General features: G+C 33.9%; 17 protein-coding genes. 4 read left to right on the top strand and 13 right to left on the bottom strand.

Annotated elements, in window-relative coordinates; genetic code table 11:
• Positions 1-150 precede the first annotated feature (150 nt).
• Entirely contained in the window at positions 151-2,145 is a 1,995-nt protein-coding gene (locus FDY99_RS17740) for a S9 family peptidase (RefSeq protein WP_139423101.1), read from the bottom strand.
• 321 nt (positions 2,146-2,466) lie between these two features.
• Between FDY99_RS17740 and FDY99_RS17735 the strand changes: the two genes are divergently transcribed.
• Positions 2,467-3,003: a dihydrofolate reductase family protein gene (locus FDY99_RS17735; protein ID WP_139423100.1), complete on the top strand. Its 537-nt coding sequence runs from the start codon at positions 2,467-2,469 to the stop codon at positions 3,001-3,003.
• 76 nt (positions 3,004-3,079) lie between these two features.
• Here FDY99_RS17735 and FDY99_RS17730 read toward each other — a convergent pair whose 3' ends face one another.
• The 5 genes from FDY99_RS17730 to FDY99_RS17710 all read right to left on the bottom strand — a co-directional run bounded on the left by FDY99_RS17730 (position 3,080) and on the right by FDY99_RS17710 (position 5,888).
• Positions 3,080-3,379 carry a hypothetical protein gene (locus FDY99_RS17730; protein WP_139423099.1) on the bottom strand — a complete coding sequence of 100 codons (300 nt, stop codon included), beginning with the start codon at positions 3,377-3,379 and terminating at the stop codon, positions 3,080-3,082.
• A 159-nt stretch (positions 3,380-3,538) separates the two neighbouring features.
• Positions 3,539-4,507: a 2-hydroxyacid dehydrogenase gene (locus FDY99_RS17725; RefSeq protein WP_139423098.1), complete on the bottom strand. Its 969-nt coding sequence runs from the start codon at positions 4,505-4,507 to the stop codon at positions 3,539-3,541.
• 143 nt (positions 4,508-4,650) lie between these two features.
• Positions 4,651-5,046 carry a DUF1801 domain-containing protein gene (locus FDY99_RS17720; RefSeq protein ID WP_139423097.1) on the bottom strand — a complete coding sequence of 132 codons (396 nt, stop codon included), beginning with the start codon at positions 5,044-5,046 and terminating at the stop codon, positions 4,651-4,653.
• Positions 5,047-5,051: 5 nt separating this feature from the next.
• Entirely contained in the window at positions 5,052-5,237 is a 186-nt protein-coding gene (locus FDY99_RS17715; protein WP_139423096.1) for a KOW domain-containing RNA-binding protein, read from the bottom strand.
• On the bottom strand, positions 5,238-5,888 hold the full coding sequence (locus FDY99_RS17710; protein ID WP_139423848.1) for a protein-L-isoaspartate(D-aspartate) O-methyltransferase: 651 nt from the start codon (positions 5,886-5,888) through the stop codon (positions 5,238-5,240). It abuts the gene before it with no gap.
• A 122-nt stretch (positions 5,889-6,010) separates the two neighbouring features.
• Between FDY99_RS17710 and FDY99_RS17705 the strand changes: the two genes are divergently transcribed.
• The 3 genes from FDY99_RS17705 to FDY99_RS17695 all read left to right on the top strand — a co-directional run bounded on the left by FDY99_RS17705 (position 6,011) and on the right by FDY99_RS17695 (position 10,842).
• On the top strand, positions 6,011-6,973 hold the full coding sequence (locus tag FDY99_RS17705) for a Gfo/Idh/MocA family protein (protein WP_066676301.1): 963 nt from the start codon (positions 6,011-6,013) through the stop codon (positions 6,971-6,973).
• Between the two features lie 225 nt (positions 6,974-7,198).
• Positions 7,199-9,481, top strand: a complete 2,283-nt coding sequence (locus tag FDY99_RS17700) for a cation:proton antiporter (protein ID WP_139423095.1) — start codon at positions 7,199-7,201, stop codon at positions 9,479-9,481.
• Between the two features lie 227 nt (positions 9,482-9,708).
• Complete coding sequence (locus tag FDY99_RS17695) at positions 9,709-10,842, top strand: aspartyl protease family protein (protein ID WP_139423094.1); 1,134 nt, start codon at positions 9,709-9,711, stop codon at positions 10,840-10,842.
• 50 nt (positions 10,843-10,892) lie between these two features.
• Here FDY99_RS17695 and FDY99_RS17690 read toward each other — a convergent pair whose 3' ends face one another.
• The 7 genes from FDY99_RS17690 to FDY99_RS17660 all read right to left on the bottom strand — a co-directional run bounded on the left by FDY99_RS17690 (position 10,893) and on the right by FDY99_RS17660 (position 23,543).
• Positions 10,893-11,741: a lytic transglycosylase domain-containing protein gene (locus tag FDY99_RS17690; RefSeq protein WP_139423093.1), complete on the bottom strand. Its 849-nt coding sequence runs from the start codon at positions 11,739-11,741 to the stop codon at positions 10,893-10,895.
• A 298-nt stretch (positions 11,742-12,039) separates the two neighbouring features.
• Positions 12,040-14,535 carry an ATP-dependent Clp protease ATP-binding subunit gene (locus tag FDY99_RS17685; RefSeq protein WP_139423092.1) on the bottom strand — a complete coding sequence of 832 codons (2,496 nt, stop codon included), beginning with the start codon at positions 14,533-14,535 and terminating at the stop codon, positions 12,040-12,042.
• Positions 14,536-14,958: 423 nt separating this feature from the next.
• Positions 14,959-18,558 carry a choice-of-anchor L domain-containing protein gene (locus FDY99_RS17680; RefSeq protein ID WP_139423091.1) on the bottom strand — a complete coding sequence of 1,200 codons (3,600 nt, stop codon included), beginning with the start codon at positions 18,556-18,558 and terminating at the stop codon, positions 14,959-14,961.
• Positions 18,559-18,728: 170 nt separating this feature from the next.
• The gene (locus FDY99_RS17675) at positions 18,729-21,110 is read right to left on the bottom strand and encodes a choice-of-anchor L domain-containing protein (protein WP_139423090.1); all 2,382 of its coding nucleotides are present in this window, start codon (positions 21,108-21,110) and stop codon (positions 18,729-18,731) included.
• Positions 21,111-21,291: 181 nt separating this feature from the next.
• Positions 21,292-21,843 carry a DUF1003 domain-containing protein gene (locus FDY99_RS17670; RefSeq protein WP_074229487.1) on the bottom strand — a complete coding sequence of 184 codons (552 nt, stop codon included), beginning with the start codon at positions 21,841-21,843 and terminating at the stop codon, positions 21,292-21,294.
• Positions 21,844-21,853: 10 nt separating this feature from the next.
• Entirely contained in the window at positions 21,854-22,621 is a 768-nt protein-coding gene (locus FDY99_RS17665; protein ID WP_139423089.1) for a TIGR02757 family protein, read from the bottom strand.
• 7 nt (positions 22,622-22,628) lie between these two features.
• Entirely contained in the window at positions 22,629-23,543 is a 915-nt protein-coding gene (locus tag FDY99_RS17660; RefSeq protein ID WP_139423088.1) for a ribonuclease Z, read from the bottom strand.
• Between the last annotated feature and the right edge of the window lie 68 nt (positions 23,544-23,611).

The raw sequence follows: 23,611 nt of genomic DNA, 5'->3' as shown, positions 1-23,611 counted from the left end.
TTTAAAAACAAAAAGCGGGCTAAAGCCCGCTTCTATTGATAATTTATATAGTATTATAAATATTGAGAATATTAAAAACCACCCCGTCTAAATTTTCTTTGAAAATTTATCCACGTCTCCAAAGGAGGGGAATTAGAGTGAAAACATTTTCTACAAAGTTTCTTTTAGCCAATCAAAAAATTCTCTCTGCCAAACTAAACCGTTTTGTGGATGAAGAACCCAGTGGTTTTCGTTCGGAAAATATACTAATTTAGATTTTAAGCCTCTTAACTTTGCAGATTGAAAGGCTTCCTGACCTTGCTCGTATGGTACTCTAAAATCAATTCCACCCTGAATAATCATAATTGGTTTATTCCATTTTTCTACAAAATTGCTTGGATTAAATTCTGTATATGCTTTTGGTAGAGGTTTTTCCCAAGGCGAACCAAGATCCCAGTTCGCAAACCAAAGCTCTTCTGTTGTTAAATACCAAGATTTCATATCAAATAATCCGTCGTGAGCGATGAATGTTTTGAATCTATTCTCATGAATTCCAGCTAACATAAATACGCTGTACCCTCCGTAACTTGCTCCTACAGCTGCAACTCTTTCACTATCTACATAAGGGAAAGTTTTAGCATAATCTGTTGCTGCCAAATAATCCCTCATCGGTTGTCCACCCCAATCTCTTGAGATTTCTTCATTCCATTTGGTTCCCCAACCCGGCATTCCGCGACGGTTTGGCGCAACAACAATATAACCGTTTGCAGCCATTAATGCAAAATTCCATCTTGTGCTGAAAAATTGGGTTAATCCAGATTGTGGACCTCCCTGACAATACAATAAAGTTGGATATTTTTTATTCGGATCGAAGTTTGGAGGGTAATGAAACCACACTCCCATTTCTTTTCCGTCTGAAGTTTTTACCATTTTCAATTCAGATTTACCCTGTGCTAATTTTGCATAAGTATCTTTATTGACATCTGTAACCTGACTTAATTCTCCGTTTTTAAGATTTACTGAGAACAATTCTGCACCGTGATTGATATCCGTTTTTGAAACTAAAAGAGATTTTTTTCCTTCTGCAAAAATATCACTTACATCAAAATTCCCTTTTGTAATCTGACTTACTTTTGCATTTTTAAGATCTACAGAAAATAACTGAACGGTTCCACGAAATGCTGCATTAAAATAGATACTTTTAGAATCGCTGCTCCAGAATGTAGTTCCGGTTACGCTTTCGTCCCAGTTTCCTGTCATATTGCTTTTTGCACCGGTTTTCCAGTCCATTACCACAATATCATTTTTATCGGCTTCGTATCCTTCGTGTTCCATACTTTGCCACAACAACCATTTTCCATCTGGTGAAAATTTTGGATTAACATCATAACCCATCATTCCTTCTGTTAAATTTTTTGTTGTTGCTGAAGCTAAATCGTAAGCAAAAATATCGGTGTTTGTACTTGTAGAATATTCTTTGCCACTTTTAGGTTTTGTAACATATAAAAGCTGTGAAGAATCTGGACTAAAAACAAAATCTTCCGCTCCACCGAAAGGCCTTTGTGGAGAGTCCCAAGTTTTCCCTTCCAACAAATCTTTAGCAGAATCTACACTTGAAGAAGTATTAACCACAAAAACGTGATTGTATTTTCCTTCATTAAAATAATCCCAGTGTCTGTGATTTAGATCTGTATAAACTTGTGCAGTCGTTTTTGGAGTATCTTCATATTTGTCTTTCCCCATCAGTTTTTCTACCAAAACCTGCTTGCTGAAAGCAATTTTCTTTCCATCCGGCGAAATAACGATGTTATCAGCTTCACCGATGGTGTAAAATTCTGCCCACGTTTTCCCACTGTCTTTTGAAAGATAAATTTTCTCACCTTCCTGAGCGTAAAGTCCGTTTTTATCCCACTGAAATAAAGCTTTTTTACCTAAATCAATTTTAGAAGACTGATTATTGATAACATTCAGGAAATAATTTTCGTTTTTTGTTTTTTCAGTTTTTAAATCAACCTGTCCGACTTTATAAATCAGCGACGATTGATCGGGAGAAACAGCCTGCACTCCTACTTTTTTCAAAGTCCAAAGGATTTCAGGTGTCATGAGTTGTTGTGCATTCATTAAGAAAGGCGCTGCCAAAGCGAGCAGACTGTACTTAAGTTTCATATTCTGTACTATTTTTATGAGCTTTCGGGATTTTGAAATCACCTCGGCTCTTTTATTATTCAAAGATTGCCAAAGTTAATATTTAAAATAAAAAGAAGCGAAAAAATTAGAAGAATAAGTTTTGAATCTTTTCAAATTGTATTTCTCTTCATTATCATTAATTACGAATTACATTAATTTCCAAGCTCGTTTTCAATTAAAAAACAGATACAAAATTTATAAAATCTAAAAGCTACACATACTTTTACAAACATGTATTTTTACGATTATCAATATCGTATTGTGACAAAATATTATTAACCTTAAAATAAATACAAAACCATGCGAAAAGTGTCTCTTTTTATTGCCACAAGTTTAGACGGTTATATTGCTAAACCGAATGATGATCTCAGTTTCTTAAAAATCGTAGAAAAAGAAGGCGAAGATTATGGTTATACAGAATTTACCGAAACCATTGATACCTTAATTATCGGAAGAAAAACTTATGATTATGTGCTTAAAGAAATAGGGACATCTCATTATGATAACGGAAAAAGAGATGTCTACGTGATTACAAGGACTGAAAGACCCAATGTGGGAAGAACTACTTTTTACACAGGAAACCTGACTGATTTGGTGAAACAACTACAATCTGAAAAAGGAAAAAATATTTATTGTGACGGAGGATCAGAAATAATAAACGAACTATTAAAGAACAACTTAGTTGATGAGTTTATAATTTCTGTTGTTCCTGTTTTATTAGGCGATGGAACCAGGCTTTTTAAAGACGGAAGACCAGAACAAGAGCTCCAGTTTGTTAGTGTAAAAACATACGAAACGGGACTGATTCAGCTTTATTATAAAAGAAAATCTGAATAACAATGCACTATAAATTGGAAAAAACACTCTTCTAAACACACAAATCCCCGCTATCAATTTTGCGGGGATTTGTATTTTAACTTATAATATCTTCATTCTCTTCTTCGTGATCATCTTCATTATCGCTTCTGCTGTATAGATTATTTTCTTCATCAGGAAGCTGGTCTGTGATTTGTTCGAAATTATCATCATCTTCTGCTCCCGGAATATCTAAGCCATAAGGCATTCCATCATTAACATGACCGGGATTGATGATAGGATTTCCGTCTCCATCCAAAGGAATGTGTTTTTCTTTGTTGAAGATATCTTCACTTGGTTTGTAATCCATCTCCTCCAGTTTTCTGTCTTGTTCGTTTTTGTTATCTTCAGCTATCATAATATTTATTTTAGTGTTATTAAAGAATAGACAAAAATGAGTCCATTTTTTAAAGAGCCAAGGAAAAAGTTGAAAGAATCAAGTTGAAAATTGTACCTTTTTTTTCAAAATTTCCCAAATCGAAATCAAATTCCAAATTTCAAACCTTAAATCTCAAATTTAATACACTTCTGGATTTGCAATATGCGGCATTTTTTCACCTTTAGAAAAAGCAATAATATTTTCTGCCGCTAATCTTGCCATTCCGTTTCTGGCTTCGATCGTTGCCGAACCAATATGTGGAAGAACGCAAACATTCGGCAACTGTAAAATCGGATCATTATCTTCAATAGGTTCAGGATTGGTAACATCTAAACCGGCGCCCCAAATCTGTCCGGATACCAAAGCCTGATACAAATCTTTCTGATTATGAAAACCTCCTCTTGCTGTATTCACAAAAATGGCATTCTTTCTCATCCTTTCAAAAACTGAAGCGTTGAAAAGATTGCTTTGTTCAGGTTTAAAATTGGCATGAATACTCAAAACATCCGATTGCTCGATCAATTCATCGAAAGAAACATATTTTGCATCAAGTTCTTTTTCGGCTTCTTCATTATGATTTCTATTGTGATAAATTATATTCATTCCGAAAGCTTTTTTGCATTTTTCAGCCATTTCAAAACCGATTCTACCTAAACCAAAAATACCCAACGTTTTACCGTACAATTCCTGACCAAGCTCATAAAGCGGATCAAAATTTCCCCAGTTTCCATCTTTTACTTTTTGAAAATAAAAACTCGCTCTTCTGGAAACCGATTGCATCAATAAAAATGCAACATCTGAAGTCGCCCGACTCAAAACATCCGGCGTATTTCCTATCGGAATATTTCTTTTACTGGCTTCTTTAATATCAACATGATCAAAACCTACACTGAACAAAGCAATGGCTTTTACATTAGGACATTGCTCGAAAAATTCATGATCAAATGCATTGGCACCGACATTTAAAATGGCGTCTGTATTTTTACAATATTGTAGCCATTCTTCACGTGACGGATCATCATTTTCCGGAATTGTAACTTCCAAACCGGCTTCTTTCAGCATTGTAATTCCTGTTTCGGGAATTCTTTTGTTTATAAAAACTTTCATTATTTATTTTTTAGACAAATAAAAACCTCACGACTTTTACAAGTGAGGTTCTTATTAATTATTATTGACTTATTTTTTTGATTTCATTCAAATTAAAGTCCAATTTTCATTCCGAAAAATCTCAGATTAATCTTTTAAACAAATTATTTCAGTCTGATCAATTCGCCTTTTCTTTTTACAATATTTTTATAATCCCACTGTATTTCAGCAGATTTTTTAAGCCAACGCAAAATATCAGTTTCATTTATTTCATTCACATTATTATAAAATACAGAGGCATCCTGAAATTTTTCACCTTCTACATTTAATTGTTCTTCATTAAAAGATTTTCCACTCCAAAACATCAGACGAATTCCCTTTTTCTGTTTGCTATAACCCACAATTGGATTTCCTTCTAAAAACCAAACTGGATGAGCATGCCAGATCTTAGATTCGGCTCCTTCAAGATTTTCATCAATTATGAATGCAATTTTTTCACAAATTCCAATCTCGTTTTCAGATTGAGAATTATTGTAGGAAGTAATTTCATTGGGAATCATGATACTTATTTTTGAATTTCTACACTCCTTGCCAAAGTTTTAAAACGTACACCATTATCTTGTTTCACGGTGATTGTAATTTCTCCTGATTTACTTGTCTTAATGTCATGTACAGTTCCTTCTTTCCCTTTATGTGTTCCTGCGATTACTTTACAAGATACTCCATCTTTCAAATCTGATAAGTCCATCATTTACTGATTCGTATTATTCAGCATCGGTACAAACTTATAAGCTCCAAATTCTTCTTTTTCAATTTCTGTAGGAGAAATTTTTGTAAACCGGTATAAAACCTGTTGATCAGTCGGTCCCAAAGGAATGACCATTTTTCCACCTACTTTTAATTGCTTCAATAATTCTGTCGGTAAAACAGCAGCTCCGCAAGTCACGATAATTTTATCGAAAGGGGCAAAAGTAGGAAGTCCGGCAAAGCCATCACCAAAACTCTGAAACTTGGGATACAAATGCATTTCTCTCAGTTTCTTTTTAGAAAAATCGAAAAGATCTTTCTGTCTTTCAACCGTATAAACTAAAGCTTTCATTGCTAATAAAACAGCAGTTTGGTAACCACAACCTGTTCCTATTTCAAGCACTTTTTCTCCCGGTTTTACCTGCAGAAGTTCAGACTGTTCTGCTACTGTTGAAGGATGGGAAATCGTCTGATGTGCCAATATCGGAAAAGCACGATCTTCGTATGCAAAATCTTCAAAAATACTTTCAATAAAAAGATGTCTTGGTACTTCATTTATTGCAGAAAGTACATTCTCATCCGAAATCCCAATCTTATGTCTGAGATATTCAACCAAATTTTTTCTTTTCCCTTTATGTACAAACGAATCATGCATCATCAACAGTTATTAGATAGTGTAGCTACAAAAGTAAAAAAACAATCAATACTTATCAACCTAAAACCTATCATCTATTTCTTAATACCTAAAATTATTATCTTTACAAAAATTACAACGCTATGTTAAAAGCAGGTTTGGTAGGCGCCGGACATTTGGGAAAAATACATTTAAGACTTCTTAATCAGTCAGATAAATACGATTTCGTAGGTTTCCACGATAAAGATGTAGAAAACGGAAGAAAGCTAGAAGCTGAATTCGGATATAAATATTTTGAAAATTTTGATGAATTATTAGATCAGATTGAAATGTTGGATATTGTAACACCAACACTTTATCATTATGATTATGCCCTGAAAGCTATCGAAAAAGGTCTTCATTTTTTCATTGAAAAACCTGTGACTCAAACTTTGGAACAAGCTGAAGAAATCCTTTCAAAATGTCGTGAAAACGGCATCAAAGCACAGGTTGGTCACGTTGAAAGATACAATCCTGCATTTATTGGAGCAAAAGATTACATTCAGAATCCTATGTTTATTGAAATTCACCGTTTGGCAGAATTTAATCCGCGTGGAACTGATGTTTCTGTAGTTTTAGACTTAATGATTCACGATCTTGATATTTTGTTGAGCGTTGTAAAATCAAAAGTAAAAAACATTCATGCAAGCGGCGTTTGTGTAGTAAGCAAAACTCCGGATATTACCAATGCAAGAATTGAGTTTGAAAACGGTTGTGTTGCCAATTTAACGACATCAAGAATTTCTATGAAAGCGATGAGAAAAAGTCGTTTTTTCCAGAAAGACGCTTATATTTCTGTTGATTTCTTAGAGAAAAAAGCTGAGGTGATCAGAATGAAAGATGCTCCTGAAAACCCTACTCCATTTGATATGATTATTGAAAATGCGGAAGGTGAAAAAAATCAGATCTTATTTGAATATCCAAATATTCAGGCAAACAATGCGATTTTAGATGAATTAAATTCTTTTGCTGATGCCATTTTAGAAGATAAAAATGTAGAAGTTTCTTTGGAAGACGGAACCGAAGCGTTGAAAGTAGCTTTAGAAATTATGAAACTGATTTCTTAATTTTTAATCAGATTACAATTTACATTTATCATTCTGATAATATAATTATAAAAACATTACAAATCCCTTTTAGTTTCTGAAAGGGATTTTTTTATCGCCAAGGTTAAATTACAGATCTGTTCTTTTCATTACATTATTCTGTGTATTCGTTACATTTCAAAAAAAACAAGTTTTTACATCCGTTTATTCTTTAGAAATTTACACTCAAATAAATGACAATTGATTATGGGGAAATATAGAAATATTATTTTTTATGTAGCAACGATTATCTTTTTCTCAGCATTGATGTATTGGTTTTTTGTGGAAGGAAAAACCCTGGAAATAGGAGAAAATATTCCACCAAGCAAAGTTACCGGGAATACAATGTGGGAAAATTTCACCGATTCTTTTTTATCTAATCTGCATCATCCTTTAGCACTTTTACTGGCTCAGATTGTTACCATTATTTTGGTTGCAAAATTATTTGGCTGGATTTGTGTGAAACTAAAACAACCTTCCGTAATCGGAGAAATGATTGCAGGAATTGTTTTAGGACCTTCACTTTTCGGATTATATTTTCCTGAACTTTCAGCGTTTATTTTTCCGAAAGAATCATTAGGAAACTTACAGTTTTTAAGTCAGATTGGTTTGATTCTCTTCATGTATATTGTCGGAATGGAGCTTGATTTAAGCGTTTTAAGAAAAAAAGCGCACGATGCAGTTGTGATCAGCCACGCAAGTATCATCATTCCTTTTGCATTGGGAGTTGGTCTGTCTTATTTTATTTATAAAGAATTTGCTCCGGAAGGAATTCAGTTCAGTTCCTTTGCCTTATTTATAGCGATTGCGATGAGTATTACCGCATTTCCGGTTCTCGCCAGAATTGTACAGGAAAGAAATTTACATAAAACAAAAATAGGAACCGTTGTTATTACCTGTGCTGCAGCCGATGATATTACAGCCTGGTGTATTTTAGCTGCCGTAATTGCAGTGGTAAAAGCAGGATCTTTTTCGGGATCAATTTTCGTGATTATCATGGCGATTGTTTATGTTTTCATAATGATTAAAGCGGTAAGACCATTCTTACACAGAATTGCAGAATCACAGAAAGGCAAAGGTTTTATCAGCAAAGCATTGGTTGCTGTATTTTTCTTAATTCTTATTATTTCGTCATATGCAACAGAAGTTATCGGAATCCATGCATTATTCGGAGCATTTATGGCAGGTGCGATCATGCCTGAAAATGTAAAATTCAGAAACTTATTCATCGAAAAAATAGAGGATGTTGCCTTGGTTTTATTGCTTCCGCTTTTCTTTGTATTTACAGGTTTAAGAACACAAATCGGGTTATTAAATGATCCACATCTTTGGAAAATAGGTGGATTTATTATTCTTACAGCCGTTATCGGAAAATTTGTAGGAAGTGCTTTAACTGCTAAATTCTTAAAACTAAGCTGGAAAGACAGCCTTACAATCGGTGCATTGATGAATACAAGAGGTTTAACCGAACTTATCGTTTTGAACATCGGTTACGACCTTGGAGTTTTAGGCCCCGAATTATTTACGATGTTGGTCATCATGGCATTATTCACCACCTTTATGACTGGGCCTTGTCTTGATATTATTAATTATTTCTTTAAAGGCAAAAAATCGTCATTGGAAGAAGAGGAACATGATGAAAACGATTCAAAATACAGGGTTCTTTTATCTTTTGAAACCCCAGAATCAGGAAGTACATTACTGAAACTTGCCGATAATCTTACGCATAAAATGAATGGTAATAAAAGTGTAACTGCAATGAATATCGCTCCTGTTGATGAATTGCATGCTTTTGATATCGATAACTTTGAGAAAGAGCAGTTTAAAAATGTGATCGAGACTTCGCAGGAACTTCAGCTTGAAGTTACTACCCTTTTCAAAGCTTCTACAGATATTGAAAATGATCTGACGAATATTTCGAACAAAGGAAATTATGATCTTCTTTTGATTATGCTCGGAAAATCAATGTACGAAGGAAGTTTACTCGGAAGACTTTTAGGTTTTACCACAAAAATTATTAATCCTGAAAAATTATTGAACACCGTAAAAGGAAAAAGCAATATTTTCAACAATTCGCCATTCGACGACTCTACTTTGCAGATTTTAGATAACACCAATATTCCTGTCGGAGTTTTAGTAGACAGAGATTTTAATTCTGCAGACAGAGTATTCATTCCGATTTTTAATTTAAGTGATTTTTATTTGCTTGAATATGCAAAAAGACTGATTAACAATAACAATTCACAGATTATTATTTTGGATGTTGCAGGACAGATCAGAAATAATATTGAAGTGAAAGAACTCATCAGAAGCATCGAACAGGTTGCACCCAATCACATCACTTTATATAACGAAAAACAAATTGAAAAGGAGTTTTTACAGTCTCAAGATTTAATGTTAATCAGCAAAAAAAGCTGGCGAGGTTTGATTGACTCTAAAAGTCTTTGGTTGTCGGATATTCCTTCAACACTGATTATTTCAAATCCTTAAAAAATAATTTTCATAAATTTAGATATTGATATTTAAAAAAAGACCGGAACTTGATGAGTTTCGGTCTTTTAAGTTTGCTTGATGAATTGGTATTTATATTACATTTAGAATTTAAAACTCTTTGTGCATTTAAAGCATTTTCGACATTTTTTTATATCTTTAAAAAGAGATAAATTTCACAAAGAAAAACACAAATTTACTTTAAGATCAAATATTTTTAATCCACTATGTACAAACTTTTCTTATTCTTTATTCTATTTCTATCTTTTACAAAAAACCAGGCACAGGAATTATCAATTCCATTTGAAATTATAGACGGATTTCCTATTATTCATGTCTCGATAGACGGGAAAAATCATCAATTTGTTTTTGATACCGGAGCATTTATGACATGCATAAATTCAGAAGTTTTCCCTAATCTTCCTGTTTCAAAAACTATTGAGAACATAGGAGGAATTGGTAGTGAAAGAAAATCAATCAATGCTGTGAATTTTTCTTTTAATTTTTCAAATCAAAACTACACTAACCAAGAAGTTCTTTATACCGATTTAAGTTCATTCTCAAAAATGAGTTGTACGAACTTAAAAATAAGTGGAATTATTGGACGAGATATAATGGAAAACTATATAGTGGAAATTAATCCTGACAGTAAAAAAATTGTCTTTCATACTCTTTCAACATTTAATGAAAATCATCTTATTGGTTTTACAAAAATTAAACTTCAAAAAACTTCAGCTCCATATCTTCCTATAACAATAGAAAAACAGAAACGTTATGTCCAGTTTGATACCGGAAGCAACGGAGGATTAAGTACTACAAATTATAAGCTTGAGAACTATATCAAAACAACACAACACATTTCCTATAAAAGTAAAGGAAGTAGTATTGGAATACATGGCGTTAATAATGATGAAGATATACATTACAAAGTTTACAATTCTCCATTAGAGGTCGGAAACCTCGCTGTAAAAAATCAGGTTTTTAAAACATCAAAAAATGATTTTAATAATATGGGATTTGATTTTAGCAAACAGTTTATTTCCTATTTAGATTTAAAAAATCACAAGCTTTTTATAAAACAGGTAAATCAGAATACTGAAAGTATTAATGATACAGCTCTGCATAATCTAGGATTTTCTGTCAATTATAATGTTGAGAAAGAAAAAAATATGATAACAATACTTTCTACAAGAGTCGAGAATTTGGTTCTAGGTGATACTTTGATAAGTATCAATGGTGAAACACCTCCAAAAAACAATTGTGAAATGTACTCTTTTCTAAGAAAATTTTTTGGTTCGAAAATGAAAATCGTTATAGAGCGGAATAATGAAACAAAAGAAATTGAAATAGAATCTGTTTAAATCCTATAAAACAAAATCCGAAGTATTATTCTTCGGATTTTTTATTTCAATTATTTCGTACGTATCGACTTCGAAAGAATTGCATTTTTTTTCATTAAAAAATCGGGCATCAAATCAGTCGGAAGATAAAAAGTACTTTCTCCTTTCGAATCCAGTTCATCTTTAATTCCGGGGTTCCATGAAAGAAGGTCGTCCATCTTAATTTTTAATTCACTTGCAATAACCGTAAGATTAAATCCTGCATTAATTTCCGTTTCCGATAAAGCAATTTCCTGAGAATCTGTCTTCCTTGAATTCAGAAGGGATATCGTTCTTGCATCATTATAATTGGCTAAAACGGCAGGAAGTTCACCGGTTGCATAACACGCATTGAGATACTTCTTGACATGATTAATCGTTTCTGCAGGTAAATATTTGGAAAAAACATGATACTGCGTAGAATTGGCAGCCTGCATTGCTTTGGCAATATTCCCTTCTCCACAATTATAAGCAGCAACAACAGTTACCCAATTGTTGTATTTTTTGTATAAGTTTTTCAATGAAACGGCGGCTGTTTTTGTACTTCTGTACAAATCGTTTCTCCGATCTTCTGTCAATCCGTACTGATTGGCGTGAGCGGTCATAAACTGCCAAACTCCTACAGCTCCTGCGTGTGAAGTGATGTTTCGATTGAAGTGGGATTCAATTAAAGCTAAATTTCTTAAATGTTTTGGTAAGCCTTTTTCAACCATAGAAAATTCAATAAAAGTAACAACTTCCTTGTTGGCTTCTATAATATTCTTGTATTTTCTCACGCTGCTTTCAGAAGTATCTGATGCTGCAAGAAACTGTGCATTCACAAAATGTGAACAACTAAGGAGTGCAGCGCTTAAAATGATATTTTTGAAATTTGGTTTCATTTTTATGTGTTTCTAATATAGTCTGAAAATCATAACTATCTTTTTATTATTTCTAAAACCTGTTTAAAATTCATATTCTTAATTTTCTTCACTTAAATAAACATTGTTTATTCTTTATTTTAAAACATTAAATAATTAAGAAGTTCTTAATTTCTTAATGTTAAATATTTGACAACAACTCAACAGCTTTAATATTCTCGCAGATTAAACAGATTTTGCAGATTTTAATAAATCAGCTTGATTAGCTAAATCTGCGAGAGAATTTATTTTAAATTAAAATTTATACAGACTTCTGAAATCAATCTACTTTCCAGCTTATTTTTTCTTCTTCGGCATTCCAGTCTACTGAAAGGTTTTGTCCGGATTTTACTTCTTCTCTTACAATCATTTTCGAAATCGGTCTTGCCAATTGCGATCTGATCACTCCTGAAATTTGTCTGGCTCCGTATTTACTGCTGAATCCGTTTAATGCTAAATTTTTCACGGCTTCATCACTAATTTTTAAACTCATTCCTAATCTTGTTAATGAAGTATGAAGCGATTTCAACTGAATATTAAAAATTCTTTCAGCAATAGATTCTGTAATCGGTGCAAACGGAATAATTTCTGTAATTCTCGCCAAAAATTCAGGTCTGAATCTTCCGGAATTCGACATAATCTGCATTAATGAATTTGATTCGGGAACTTTTCCTTCTTCAAACTGTTTTACAATTTCTTCGCTTCCGATATTTGAAGTAAACAAGATTAAAGCATTACTGAAATCGCCTTCTTTTCCAAGCTTATCATGCACTTTTCCTTCGTCCATGATCTGTAAAAACACATCAAAAACTGAGTGATGCGCTTTTTCAATTTCATCAAACAAAACCACAGTATAAGGTTGTTGTCTGATTTTATTCACCAACATTCCACCTTCTTCGTAGCCAACGTAACCAGGAGGCGCGCCGTATAAAAGTGCTGCTGAATGTTCTTCTTTAAATTCTGACATATCAAAACGCACCATCGCTTTTTCATCGTTGAAAAGCAATTCTGCCATCGATTTTGCCAATTCTGTTTTTCCGGTTCCGGTTGGTCCCAAAAGGAAGAATGATCCAATGGGTTGTCCCGGTTTATTTAAACCGCTTCGGTTTTCAACAATAGCATCTGAAAGTATTTTCAAAGCGTGATCCTGACCAACAACTCTGTTCATCAGAAGACCTTCCATATTCAGCAATTTCTCTTTTTCCTGAGCCTGAATTTTACCTATCGGAATATTGGTTTTTGCTGCCATTACCGCCGCTAATTCAAGACGGTCAACTTTTTCTCGTTTTTTTGCCGCATGCTGTAAAAGTTCAGCATAGGTTTCTTCTATTATTTTTTGAATTGATTCTACCGGCATCGAATTATCGATTTGCGGTTGTTCACTTAAAGATCCCCATAAAATCGGACTTATTTTATCTCTCAATAAATTGTAATTCCATATCAATTCGTCGGCTTTATCTTTATCATCAAAATATTCTTCTTTTAAAATATTTTCATAAATTTCTTTCCAGCTTTCCAATTCTTTTTCAGAAAGTTCGTCAAGCATTTTTATTGCCGCCATTGTTCGGTCTAAAAGGTCAATCGCTGCATCGGGAAGTTTTTTACCTTTTGCATAACGTTTTGCCAAACGTACACATTCCGGAATTGCTGTTTTTTCAACTTCAATTCCGTGGTGTTTTTTATAACCATCCAATAAAACATCGATCATTTTCACACATGTTTTTTCGTCCGGTTCAAGTACAGTCAACACTTCAAAACGACGGTTAAAAGCCTGTTCGGGTTCAATAATTTTTCTGTATTCTTCCTGAGTAGTCGCTCCGATTACGGTAATTTCGCCTCTCGCCAATTCAGGTTTAAGGATATTTCCGATATTTCCGATGCTCCCTTTTGGATCTAAAAGCGTGTGAATTTCATCAATAAATAAAACTGCTTTTTCAATCTTTTTGCATTCGTTGATTACTTTTTTCAGACGGTCTTCAATTTCACCTTTATAAGAAGTTCCTGCCAATAAAGCTCCCGTATCGAGTTCCAACAATGTAGCATTTTTAAGCATTTCGGGAACATTTCCTTTGATGATTTCTGTTGCAAAACCTTCTACCAAAGCCGTTTTTCCAACTCCCGGTTCACCTACGATAATTACATTGGGTTTGCTTCTTCGGCAAAGAATTTCTACCAACATTCTAAGCTCTTTATCCCTACCTATAATATTTTCTATGTCGCCGTTTCTCGCCTGTGCAGTTCGGTCTACGCAATAACTTTTAATGGATGGAAAAGAAGAATCTGAAAAGTCTGAAGAACCTCCAAACAAAGAAGAAATATCACCGTTTTCTGAAGTTGCAAAAGGAGTATCTTTTCGGTATAAATTGAAAATTTCATGCTCTCTTAAAGGAAGTGACTTCAATTGTTGTAATGTAAAAGCAACCTGCGGTTTTACAATCGCCGTAAGAATACAAATCGGAGTAATCTCATCTAAGCCCAGCTTCAAACGAATATCATCTGCTTCTTCCAAAATCTGATCTACAAACTCTCCTTCACCAACTTCAGCCGGAAGATGGGTAGTTTTCGGATAATCTTCAATTCGGACATCTGCCCATTCGTAAAAATATCCTGGATCTTTATCTATGGTTTTCAGAAACTCATTTAAGCCGATATCTTTATGCATTAAAGCCTGCAGAATATGCGGACCGCTGTAAGTAGCGTTGTAATTTTCTCTGGCAATTGACTGTGCAATATGAAACAGCTGCTTTACTGTCTCGTTGGTAACAAGTACTCCCATTTATATTTTAATATTAATATTTTTGACATTTTTTTGGTATAACTAAAATAAGTTTTTTTTGTCAATCACTAAAATTAAATGATGTTTATTTACAATTGCAGGGATTTATTTTTATTTTGAAAAGAATATTTAACTTATTGATTAATCTCAATTTGGAAATTGGAAAATGATTGAAAGAATTTTAAAATCATTAAACATAAAAAAACTTTTTTGACGCAAAGATTTATATTTAAACTTTACATTTTTAGAAGGCAAAGGCAAATAAATTTGCTTCGCAAAGTTTGGAAAAAAATTATCTTTTTTTTCATTGATTCATTTTCTCATACTTTATTAAATGAATTATAATTGTTTCAAAACACTGCCACTTTATAACAAACAAAGCCTTTCCGAATAAGAAAGGCTTTGTTTGTATTTTTTTTAAGATTAATCTCTATTCTTTAAAAGAATCCATCCGGATTTTAATTCTAATTTTTTACTCGCTGGGTTTTCCCATTGTACGCGATACCAATACGTTCCTGTTGGTAAATTAATACCTTTTAGAGAACCATTCCATCTTGTATTCGATTTATCTGCCTTAAATAATTCTGCACCATATCTATCAAATATTGAAGCGGCAAAGTTTTTATATCCGATAATTCCATTAAAATCAATATAATCATTGGCTCCATCATTATTTGGAGTAATAGCATTATTTAAAACAAAAGTAAAGAACTCTAAAGAATTACCACATTTAGCACCTTGTTTTCTTACCATTAAAGTATAACTCGTATTTTTTAATACGTTGTAAAATATGTTTGAAGTCTGCCAATTTACACCACCATCAATAGAATATTCTAAAACTCCACCACTAGGGTTTGAAGCCGTAATGGTAAGCATTTCTTTATCGAAAACTACATTCGTAAATTGAGGAAGATCAGGATTGATGATCTGTGCAGTAAACAATCTAGAACATGTACCATTGCTTATTTCTACAGAATAAGATCCCGGAACATTCGTCGTGATTGTTTGTGTAGTTGCACCTGTATTCCATAAGTAAGTATAATTTGGACCCGCACCTGCATCCAATGTTGCTGGATCTCCGGCGCAAACATATACATCTGCTAACGTAGAAACTATTGCCGGAACAACTTCAATGGTAATTTTAGCTGGTATAGTTGATACACAACCATTTCCACCCAGTGCAAAAACTTCGTATGTTGTAGTAACAGTAGGAGTTACAACTTGCGTATTTCCATTTCCGGGAAGACCTGTCCAGTTATAAGTAAATCCACCACTAGCTGTTAATGTTACAGATTCACCTGCACAAATTTTCCCTTTAGAAGCCGCTATAAACGCTGTTGGAGGTCCTACAATAATAGTAATTGTTGCCGGAGCTGCAGAAACACATCCATTTGCTCCTGTGGCAGTAACAGAATACGTTGTAGTAGTTGCTGGCGAAACAACTTGTGTATTTCCATTCCCTGTTAAATTTGCCCAAGTATATGTTACTCCACCTGCAGCTGTAAGCGTTACAGATTCACCAGGGCAAATCTGTGCAAAAGAAGATGTTAAGGTAACTACAGGTAAAACTTTATCTTCAACAACGTTTACTGTTGCCGTAAAAGTACATGCTAAATTTCCTGGTTGAGTAACATTAGTCACTGTTAACGTATATGCTCCTCCTGCATTAACCACTGGGTTTAAAGTATTGGCTCCCGAAACGATATTTCCACCTGCAGTTGTCCACAAAATTGTTGAGCCTGCTGGAACTGTAGATGCAGTTGCATTAAGTGTAATCTGAGGAACTGCACAAGTAATTGTTTGCGGAGCAGCTATTGTTAAATTGGTAACAGCTGTTGTCAATAACTGTAAGGTTACCACATAGCTACAACCTCCGTTTTTAACTAACACATAAATCGTTTGGTTACCTGCACTTTGAAATGTTGTAGGAGCAGCAATCGTATTCCCATTTCCTGCGTTGGCATCTACTTGAAGCACATAATAAGCAAAAGTTGCAGTTCCTACAGTGGTCATCTGTGGTTGTGCAGATGTTAAATCATAAGTGATATTTCCTTGCTGATAACATCTTAAAAGCGTTGCACTTTGTACAGTTATTGGTTGTGAAACTTCAATTGTTATTGTTGCAGGAGTTGTAGAAGTACATCCGTTTGCTCCTTGTGCAGTAACAGTGTAAGTTGTGGTTGTAGCTGGAGTTACTGTTTGTGTATTTCCCGTCCCGGTAAGCCCAGTCCAGGTATAAGTAGTACCACCTCCCGCAGTAAGTGTTACAGTTTCACCTGCACAAATCAAAATTTTGCTTGCAGTAAGTGTTGAAGTTGGCGGAGTGCTATCTCCTAAAACCGTCACATTAGCTGTACCTGTACAAATAACACTTCCTGGTTGATATGTATTTGTAATCGTTAAAGTATACGTTCCTGCTAAATTAACTACTGGATTTAAAGTATTAGCTCCCGATACAATATTACCTCCGGTGGTTGTCCATGCAAAGGTAGAACCAGCCGGATAAACTGACGCCGAAGCGTTAAGTGTTACCTGAGTATTGGTGCATGTTAAAGCTGCTGGTGTTGCAATAGTAGCTGTAATCTCTGAAGCTTTTATCAATTGAAGTTCCGCTACTTTAGAACAGAAACCATTTTTCACCAATACGTAAATAGTTTGGTTTCCTGCACTTGAAAAAGTAGTTGGAGTTGCTATCGTACTTGTATTTCCGGCATTTGCATCAGACTGATTTACATAATATGAAAAAGTAGCTCCCGGAGTTGTACTAATCGTTGCTTGAGCTGATGTCAAGTTAAAATTGACATTTCCTGGTTCGTAACAACTCGTCAATGTTGCGTTCTGAACCGTTGGAGAAGTTCCTCCAACAATCGTTACTGTAGCTGAACCTGGACATGAGCTACCCGGAAACATAACCTCAACTTTATAAACTCCAGGTTGTGTCGCGGTATAAGAAGCACTGGTTGCACCAGGAATAACTCCGTTATTTAAATACCAAATATAAGTAGCATTCGGAACCTGAGTAGATGCTGTAAAAGTCTGTGGAGCATTATCACAAACATTAATTGACGCGGGCAATTGTACTCCTCCTGCACCTAAAATCTGCACTCCAATATCGAAAGAACCGGCTTCAAGGAAGACCCCAGAATCATATCTAAAATCCTGATTATCTGCCAAAACCATTTTAAAATGATATGATTGTCCTGGAACTACTGTTGCTTGTGCTGTCAATGGAATAGTTCTACCACTAAAATTAGTTTCTATACTTGATGTATTATAACCTCCAAAATACGAAGCGTTCAAAGCTCCACAAATCAATGGAGAACCATTAAATTGTGTTCCTGGACGAATATTTTTGACGTTAACAGCACCTGCGCTACCAGGTAAAACAGCTAAGTTTGTATAGGTGGAGCCAGGTGTATTGGGCTTTAATAATAATGCAAAGCCGTCCGTATAATTACAAGGATAGTCACCGAAATATTCTTCGGATGCAAATAGATATTTGAATTTAACTTCTGTTGCTGTTGGAATGAAGTCAAACTCTATATAACTAGCATCTTTTAACAAATTATTAGAAATTCCTAATGCAGCTGCCAAATCAATGTCGCCTTGGGTTGGAAGCTCATCACTTAATTCACCTAATTGATAAGCATTTCCTGCTTTTCTGGCTTGTCCTGTAGTCAATACAATACCTTTTGCAAATGGAAAATTAGTAGTTCCTTTATTAAAAAATCCCCAACTTCTGGTTTGATCGCCTACCAACAGATTTGGAGAAACTACTACATTGGAAACATTTGCCGTAGAGCATGTAGAACCTCCTGCAATAAGCACATCTTTCACCAACTGTGTTATGCTGTAAGATGATTCTGCATAATTTGCTGTATTGACATCAATAAATGCTCCTGCTTTCATTGTGAGGTTTGATGGCTTACTAGTACTTTTACTTATTTTTCTCTGTTGGGAAAAAGTGAAATTACCAAGAAGCATCAAAACAAGAAGCAAATATTGTAATCTACCATTTAACATTTTAAACTATTTTTAACAAAAATACTATTTTTTTTGATTAAAATTTAACCAAAAATTAATTACATTAGTTTTAATACAATTTCATAAAGTTCAGATTTTCAGTTTCATTCATTAATAAAATAAAAAAAGACCGACAAAATCAGTCTTTTAAAATATGTTACATTTGAATATTATTCAAAATTCTTAAGTAAAATCCAGCCTGTTTTTACAGTAAGTTGCTTACTTGCAGGATCTTCAAATATTACCTGATACCAATAAGAGGCAGTCGGCAGTTTTTTACCTTGGAAATAACCATCCCAAAAAGGTCTTGTTTTTTCTGCTTTAAATACCACTTTACCATATCGATCTGAAATTGATGCCTGGAATTTATTGTAGTCACTTATCCCTCTGAAATCAATCATATCATTCACATTATCACCATTTGGAGTAATTACATTCTGCATAATAAAAGTAAAATATTCTAAAACTCCAACACAACTTGTCGTTTTTACTCGAACTCTGATAGAAATTATTTTATTGTTCGGAATATTATTAAATACTTTAGAACCTTGCCAAGTTACTCCATTATCTACTGAATATTCTAGTACACCACCGCTCAAATTAGATGCAGTAACGATTAATGTACCGCTCTGGTTATAATCAACATTCAGTATTTCCGGAACAAGCGCTTGTTTCACTTCAGTTGTATATCTTTTAGAACAAACTCCATTGCTAATATCTACAAAATAAATTCCATGAGTTTCTGCTACAATAGTCTGTGTAGTTGCACCCGTACTCCAGGTATAGATATAATTTGATCCTGCTCCTGCATCTAAAGTAATTCTATCTCCCTGGCAAATAAATCCACCCGTAAGATTCGAAGTAATTGCAGGTACAACTTCCACGATAAGCTTTGCAGGCTGCAATGATTTACATCCCTGCGCACCGATTGCATAAACTGTATAAGTTGTAGTTTGCGTTGGCGAAAGTGTTTGTACAGCTGCAGTTCCTGTAAAATTACTCCATTGGTAAGTAACACCTCCAGAAGCAGTTAAAGTAACAGATTCACCTAAACAAATTTTCAGTTTTGTAGCAACAAGCTGAGCAACCGGAGTCGCTTCTTTATGTAACGTTAAAGTAACCAGCTTACTACAGAACCCTCCATTTGATACAACAACATGTAAAACCTGACCATCTGTTCCGTTATATGAAGCTAAATTCGCTTCAGGAATAAAATTGGCATTTTGAGCCTGAGCATCTGCTTGATTTGTATAAAAACGAAATACCGCTCCTGCTGTTGTACTAATTTGCGGTTTAGAATCATTTAAATTAAAATTGCTAATAGCAGGCGTTGTACAAAGTTTTAAAATTGCATTTTGTGCTGTGGGAGTTGTACCTCCTATGATTGTTATTTTTGCTTCAACCGGGCAAGTATTTCCAGGAATTGTAACAACTACTGTAAAAACTCCAGGTGATGTAGCAACATAAGTAGCATTTGTTGCTCCCGGTATTAATACACCATCTTTATACCATTGATAAGTTGCTCCTGTAATCCCTGAAAGCTGAGCCACCAAAGTCTGAGGTGCATTATCGCATACATTCATGCTTGCAGGTAGCGTAGCTCCAGTTCCGTCAACAAGCTTAATTCCTATATCAAAAGATCCTCCTTCAAGAAATACTGCAGAGTCAAAAATAGTATCTTTAAAATCAGCCAAAACCATTTTAAAATGATAAGCCTGTCCAGGAACAACAGTTGCAATAGCAGTTAATGGTACTGTTCTTCCTTCAAAATTGGTCACTATATTAGATGATGAATTATAACCCCCAAAATAAATTTCATTAGAAGGCCCACATGATAAAGGTGTTCCATTTGCCTGATTAGCAGGATGTATATTAATCATATTCACAGGACCAGCTCCTCCAGGTAATATTGCAACATTTACATAAGGTCCACCTGAAACAGGTTTAATTAATAATGCAAATACATCTGCGAATTCACAAGGATAACCACTTGTATATTCTTCTGATGCGAAAAGATAGTTGAATTTTACCTGATTAGAATTCGGTATAAAATCAAATTCTAACATTACATTATCTTTATAATGATCGTTAGGATTAGTACTAGGATTGGGTACTGCTACTAAAAGATCCGCATCATCCATTCCTGCACCTGTAACTGTAGAATTTTGAGCAGATGCTACATTTCCGGTCTGTCTTGCATATCCCGTAGTTAAAACAATCCCATCTTTGAATGGAAAGTTTGTAGTTCCTCTATGAAAGTATCCCCAAAACCTATTATTATTTGTCTCTGATTGGGTGGGAGTAACCGTTACATTAGATACATTAGGGATCGAACAAGTAGAACCTCCACTAATCAAAATATTCTTAACAAGCTGCTCTACAGTGTAAGCAGATGGTGCATATCCTGCAGCATTTACATCGATAAATACTCCCGCTTTTTTATTAAAATCAGTTATCACATTTTTAGGTGGCTTTCTCTGAGAAAATAATGAAGTCGATACAAACGATAACACCAAAAGAAAAAGATAATTGTTTAGTCTATAATTTAACATTTTGTAATTGTTTGCCCAAAAATACCAATTTAATCGATTTAAAACAAACAATTACCATTATCATTAAAAACAACACATTCATATACTTAAAATTATAATGAAATTCAATTGAATTATATTAAAAAAAGACTAATCAGTACGATTAATCTTTTTTAATGTTTTAGATTAAATTTAGATATAATTAATCTTTTTTAAGCTCATCAATTTTATGTTGAAGTTCTGCAATTTTATCTTTTAAAAATCGTATTTCATTTTTATTAGAGCTTACATTGCTTTTAAGAATTGCTTTTTTGGCTCTTTCGTTATGATCTTCATCATCTTCATCTTCGTTGATTTCTTCAATATCTTCCTGGATATCTTCAATGTCTTCACTAATTTCTTCGATATCTTCGCTAATTTCCTCAAGATCTTCGCTGATTTCCTCGATATCTTCCTGAATATCTTCGATGTCTTCACTAATTTCTTCAATATCTTCCTGAATATCTTCAATTTTTTCATGACTTTTATTAACAGACATCTGAATCAAAATTGAAAGATAAATGGCTTCCAATGACAAAACCGTTGTTAAAACAAGCAGCATTTTATCAACATCTACAATCCCAAAAACCGGTAATAAAAAAGAGGTAATAAAAAGTAAGGTATGAATAATGAGAGACGGTATAGAACCAATCCACGAGGTGATTCCATCTGCCATTCTCTCAAGAAATTCTATTTTTTCGTGTGGTGTTTTCATTATTTTTTGTTTAAAATAATTCTTTCGTTACGCCCAATCCAAACAGAGCAAAATCATATTTTGCAGGATCGTTTTCGTCAAATTTTCTAATAACTAAATCTAATTCTTCAACGGTTTTCCAGTCATTCTGTGTTCTTGAAATCAAGCCTAATTTTCTGGATATATTTCCTGTATGTACATCCAAAGGAATTGATAAAAATTTCTGATCAATATTTTGCCAGATTCCAAAATCTACGCCACGGTTGTCTTTTCTGGTCATCCATCGCAAAAACATGATAATCCTTTTTGAAGACGAATTTTTATAAGGTGAACTTACATGCTTATGCGTTCTGTGTTTTTCAATCCCTAAAAACTTTTGTCTGAATCTTTCTATCGAGTGATAAAAATTACTTTCTTCATCATTAAGTAAAAACAGATTTTCAAGACTTTTATTTTCCTTATAAATTTCATGAAACTGCCTAATAAAATAAGCAAAATCTTCTCCGTTAAAAGTTCGGTGAATGCTTTTGTCTTTAATATAATCTAAATCCTTCTCAGAATAATTCATCACAAAATCATACGGAGAATTTCCCATGACATCAAGAATCTTTTCAGCAGATTTAATAATCGATTTTCTGTTTCCCCAGGAAATTGTTGCCGCCAAAAAACCAGCAATTTCAATATCCTGTTTCAGCGAAAAACGGTGTGGAATCTGAACCGGATCATCCTGAATAAATTCAAGATTATTGTAAATATCCGCTTTCTCATCAAGAAAATCTTTTAATTCTGAAAAATACATAACTCTTTTAAATTTTCACGCATTCCAAAGCTTTTGGAAGATAAGAATTTGGAAAAACAGTTCTCGCTTCATCTGTAAAGACCGTTAAATCGCCATATCGGTTAGAAAAATGTCCTAAAATCAATTTTTCAACTTCAGCTTTTTTTGCAATCGTTGCTGCTTCCAAAGCTGTTGTATGACCTGTATAATCTGCCATTTCTTTCAGATCGTGCAAAAATGTAGACTCATGATACAAAACTGTTACATTTTTAATAATCGGAATCACAGATTCCAAATATCTTGTATCGCTACAAAAGGCATAAGAAACTGACGGGGCCGGAGTTGTTGTTAGAACTTCATTTTTAAGAACGTATCCGTCACTCAAAACAAAATCTTTTCCTGCTTTCAAATTATGATAATCACAAGTCTCAATTTCTGAATATTTTGAGACCTCCTCCATATTGATATGTCGGTCTTTTGGTTTTTCCTTAAACAGATATCCGTTACAGTAGATCCTGTGATCCAAAGGGATGGTGAATACTTCTACCCTATTATCTTCATAGATTTTTTCTGAATAATCTTTGTCCAGTTCATGACATACAACCTCAAAACCTCGGTGCGTTTCAGTAATGGTAAAAATAGTGTCCAGCATTTTTTTGATTCCTTTCGGGCCATAAACATGCAACGGAGTTTCTCTTCCCAAAAGTCGGAAAGAAGCTATTAAACCGGGCAAACCAAAACAGTGATCGCCATGAAGATGTGATATAAAAATATGATTTATTTTTGAAAATCTTGCCTTTGCTTTTCTCAGCTGTACCTGTGTTCCTTCACCACAATCAATCAAAAAACATCTTTCTTCCATTTCTAGAAGTTGAGCTGTAGGTGAAGTATTAATCGTAGGTATTGCCGAGTTAAAGCCTAATATCGTTAAATAAGTACTCAAATCAATAGTTTATTAAAGCAAATGTACAACAAAACGTTGAGGTTGAAAATGAGATTGAGGCTGAGTCT

The sequence above is a fragment of the Chryseobacterium mulctrae genome (assembly GCF_006175945.1).
Classification (GTDB): domain Bacteria; phylum Bacteroidota; class Bacteroidia; order Flavobacteriales; family Weeksellaceae; genus Chryseobacterium; species Chryseobacterium mulctrae.
Note: the sequence above shows the minus strand (reverse complement) of the source record. Positions and strands in the feature narration are given on the sequence as shown.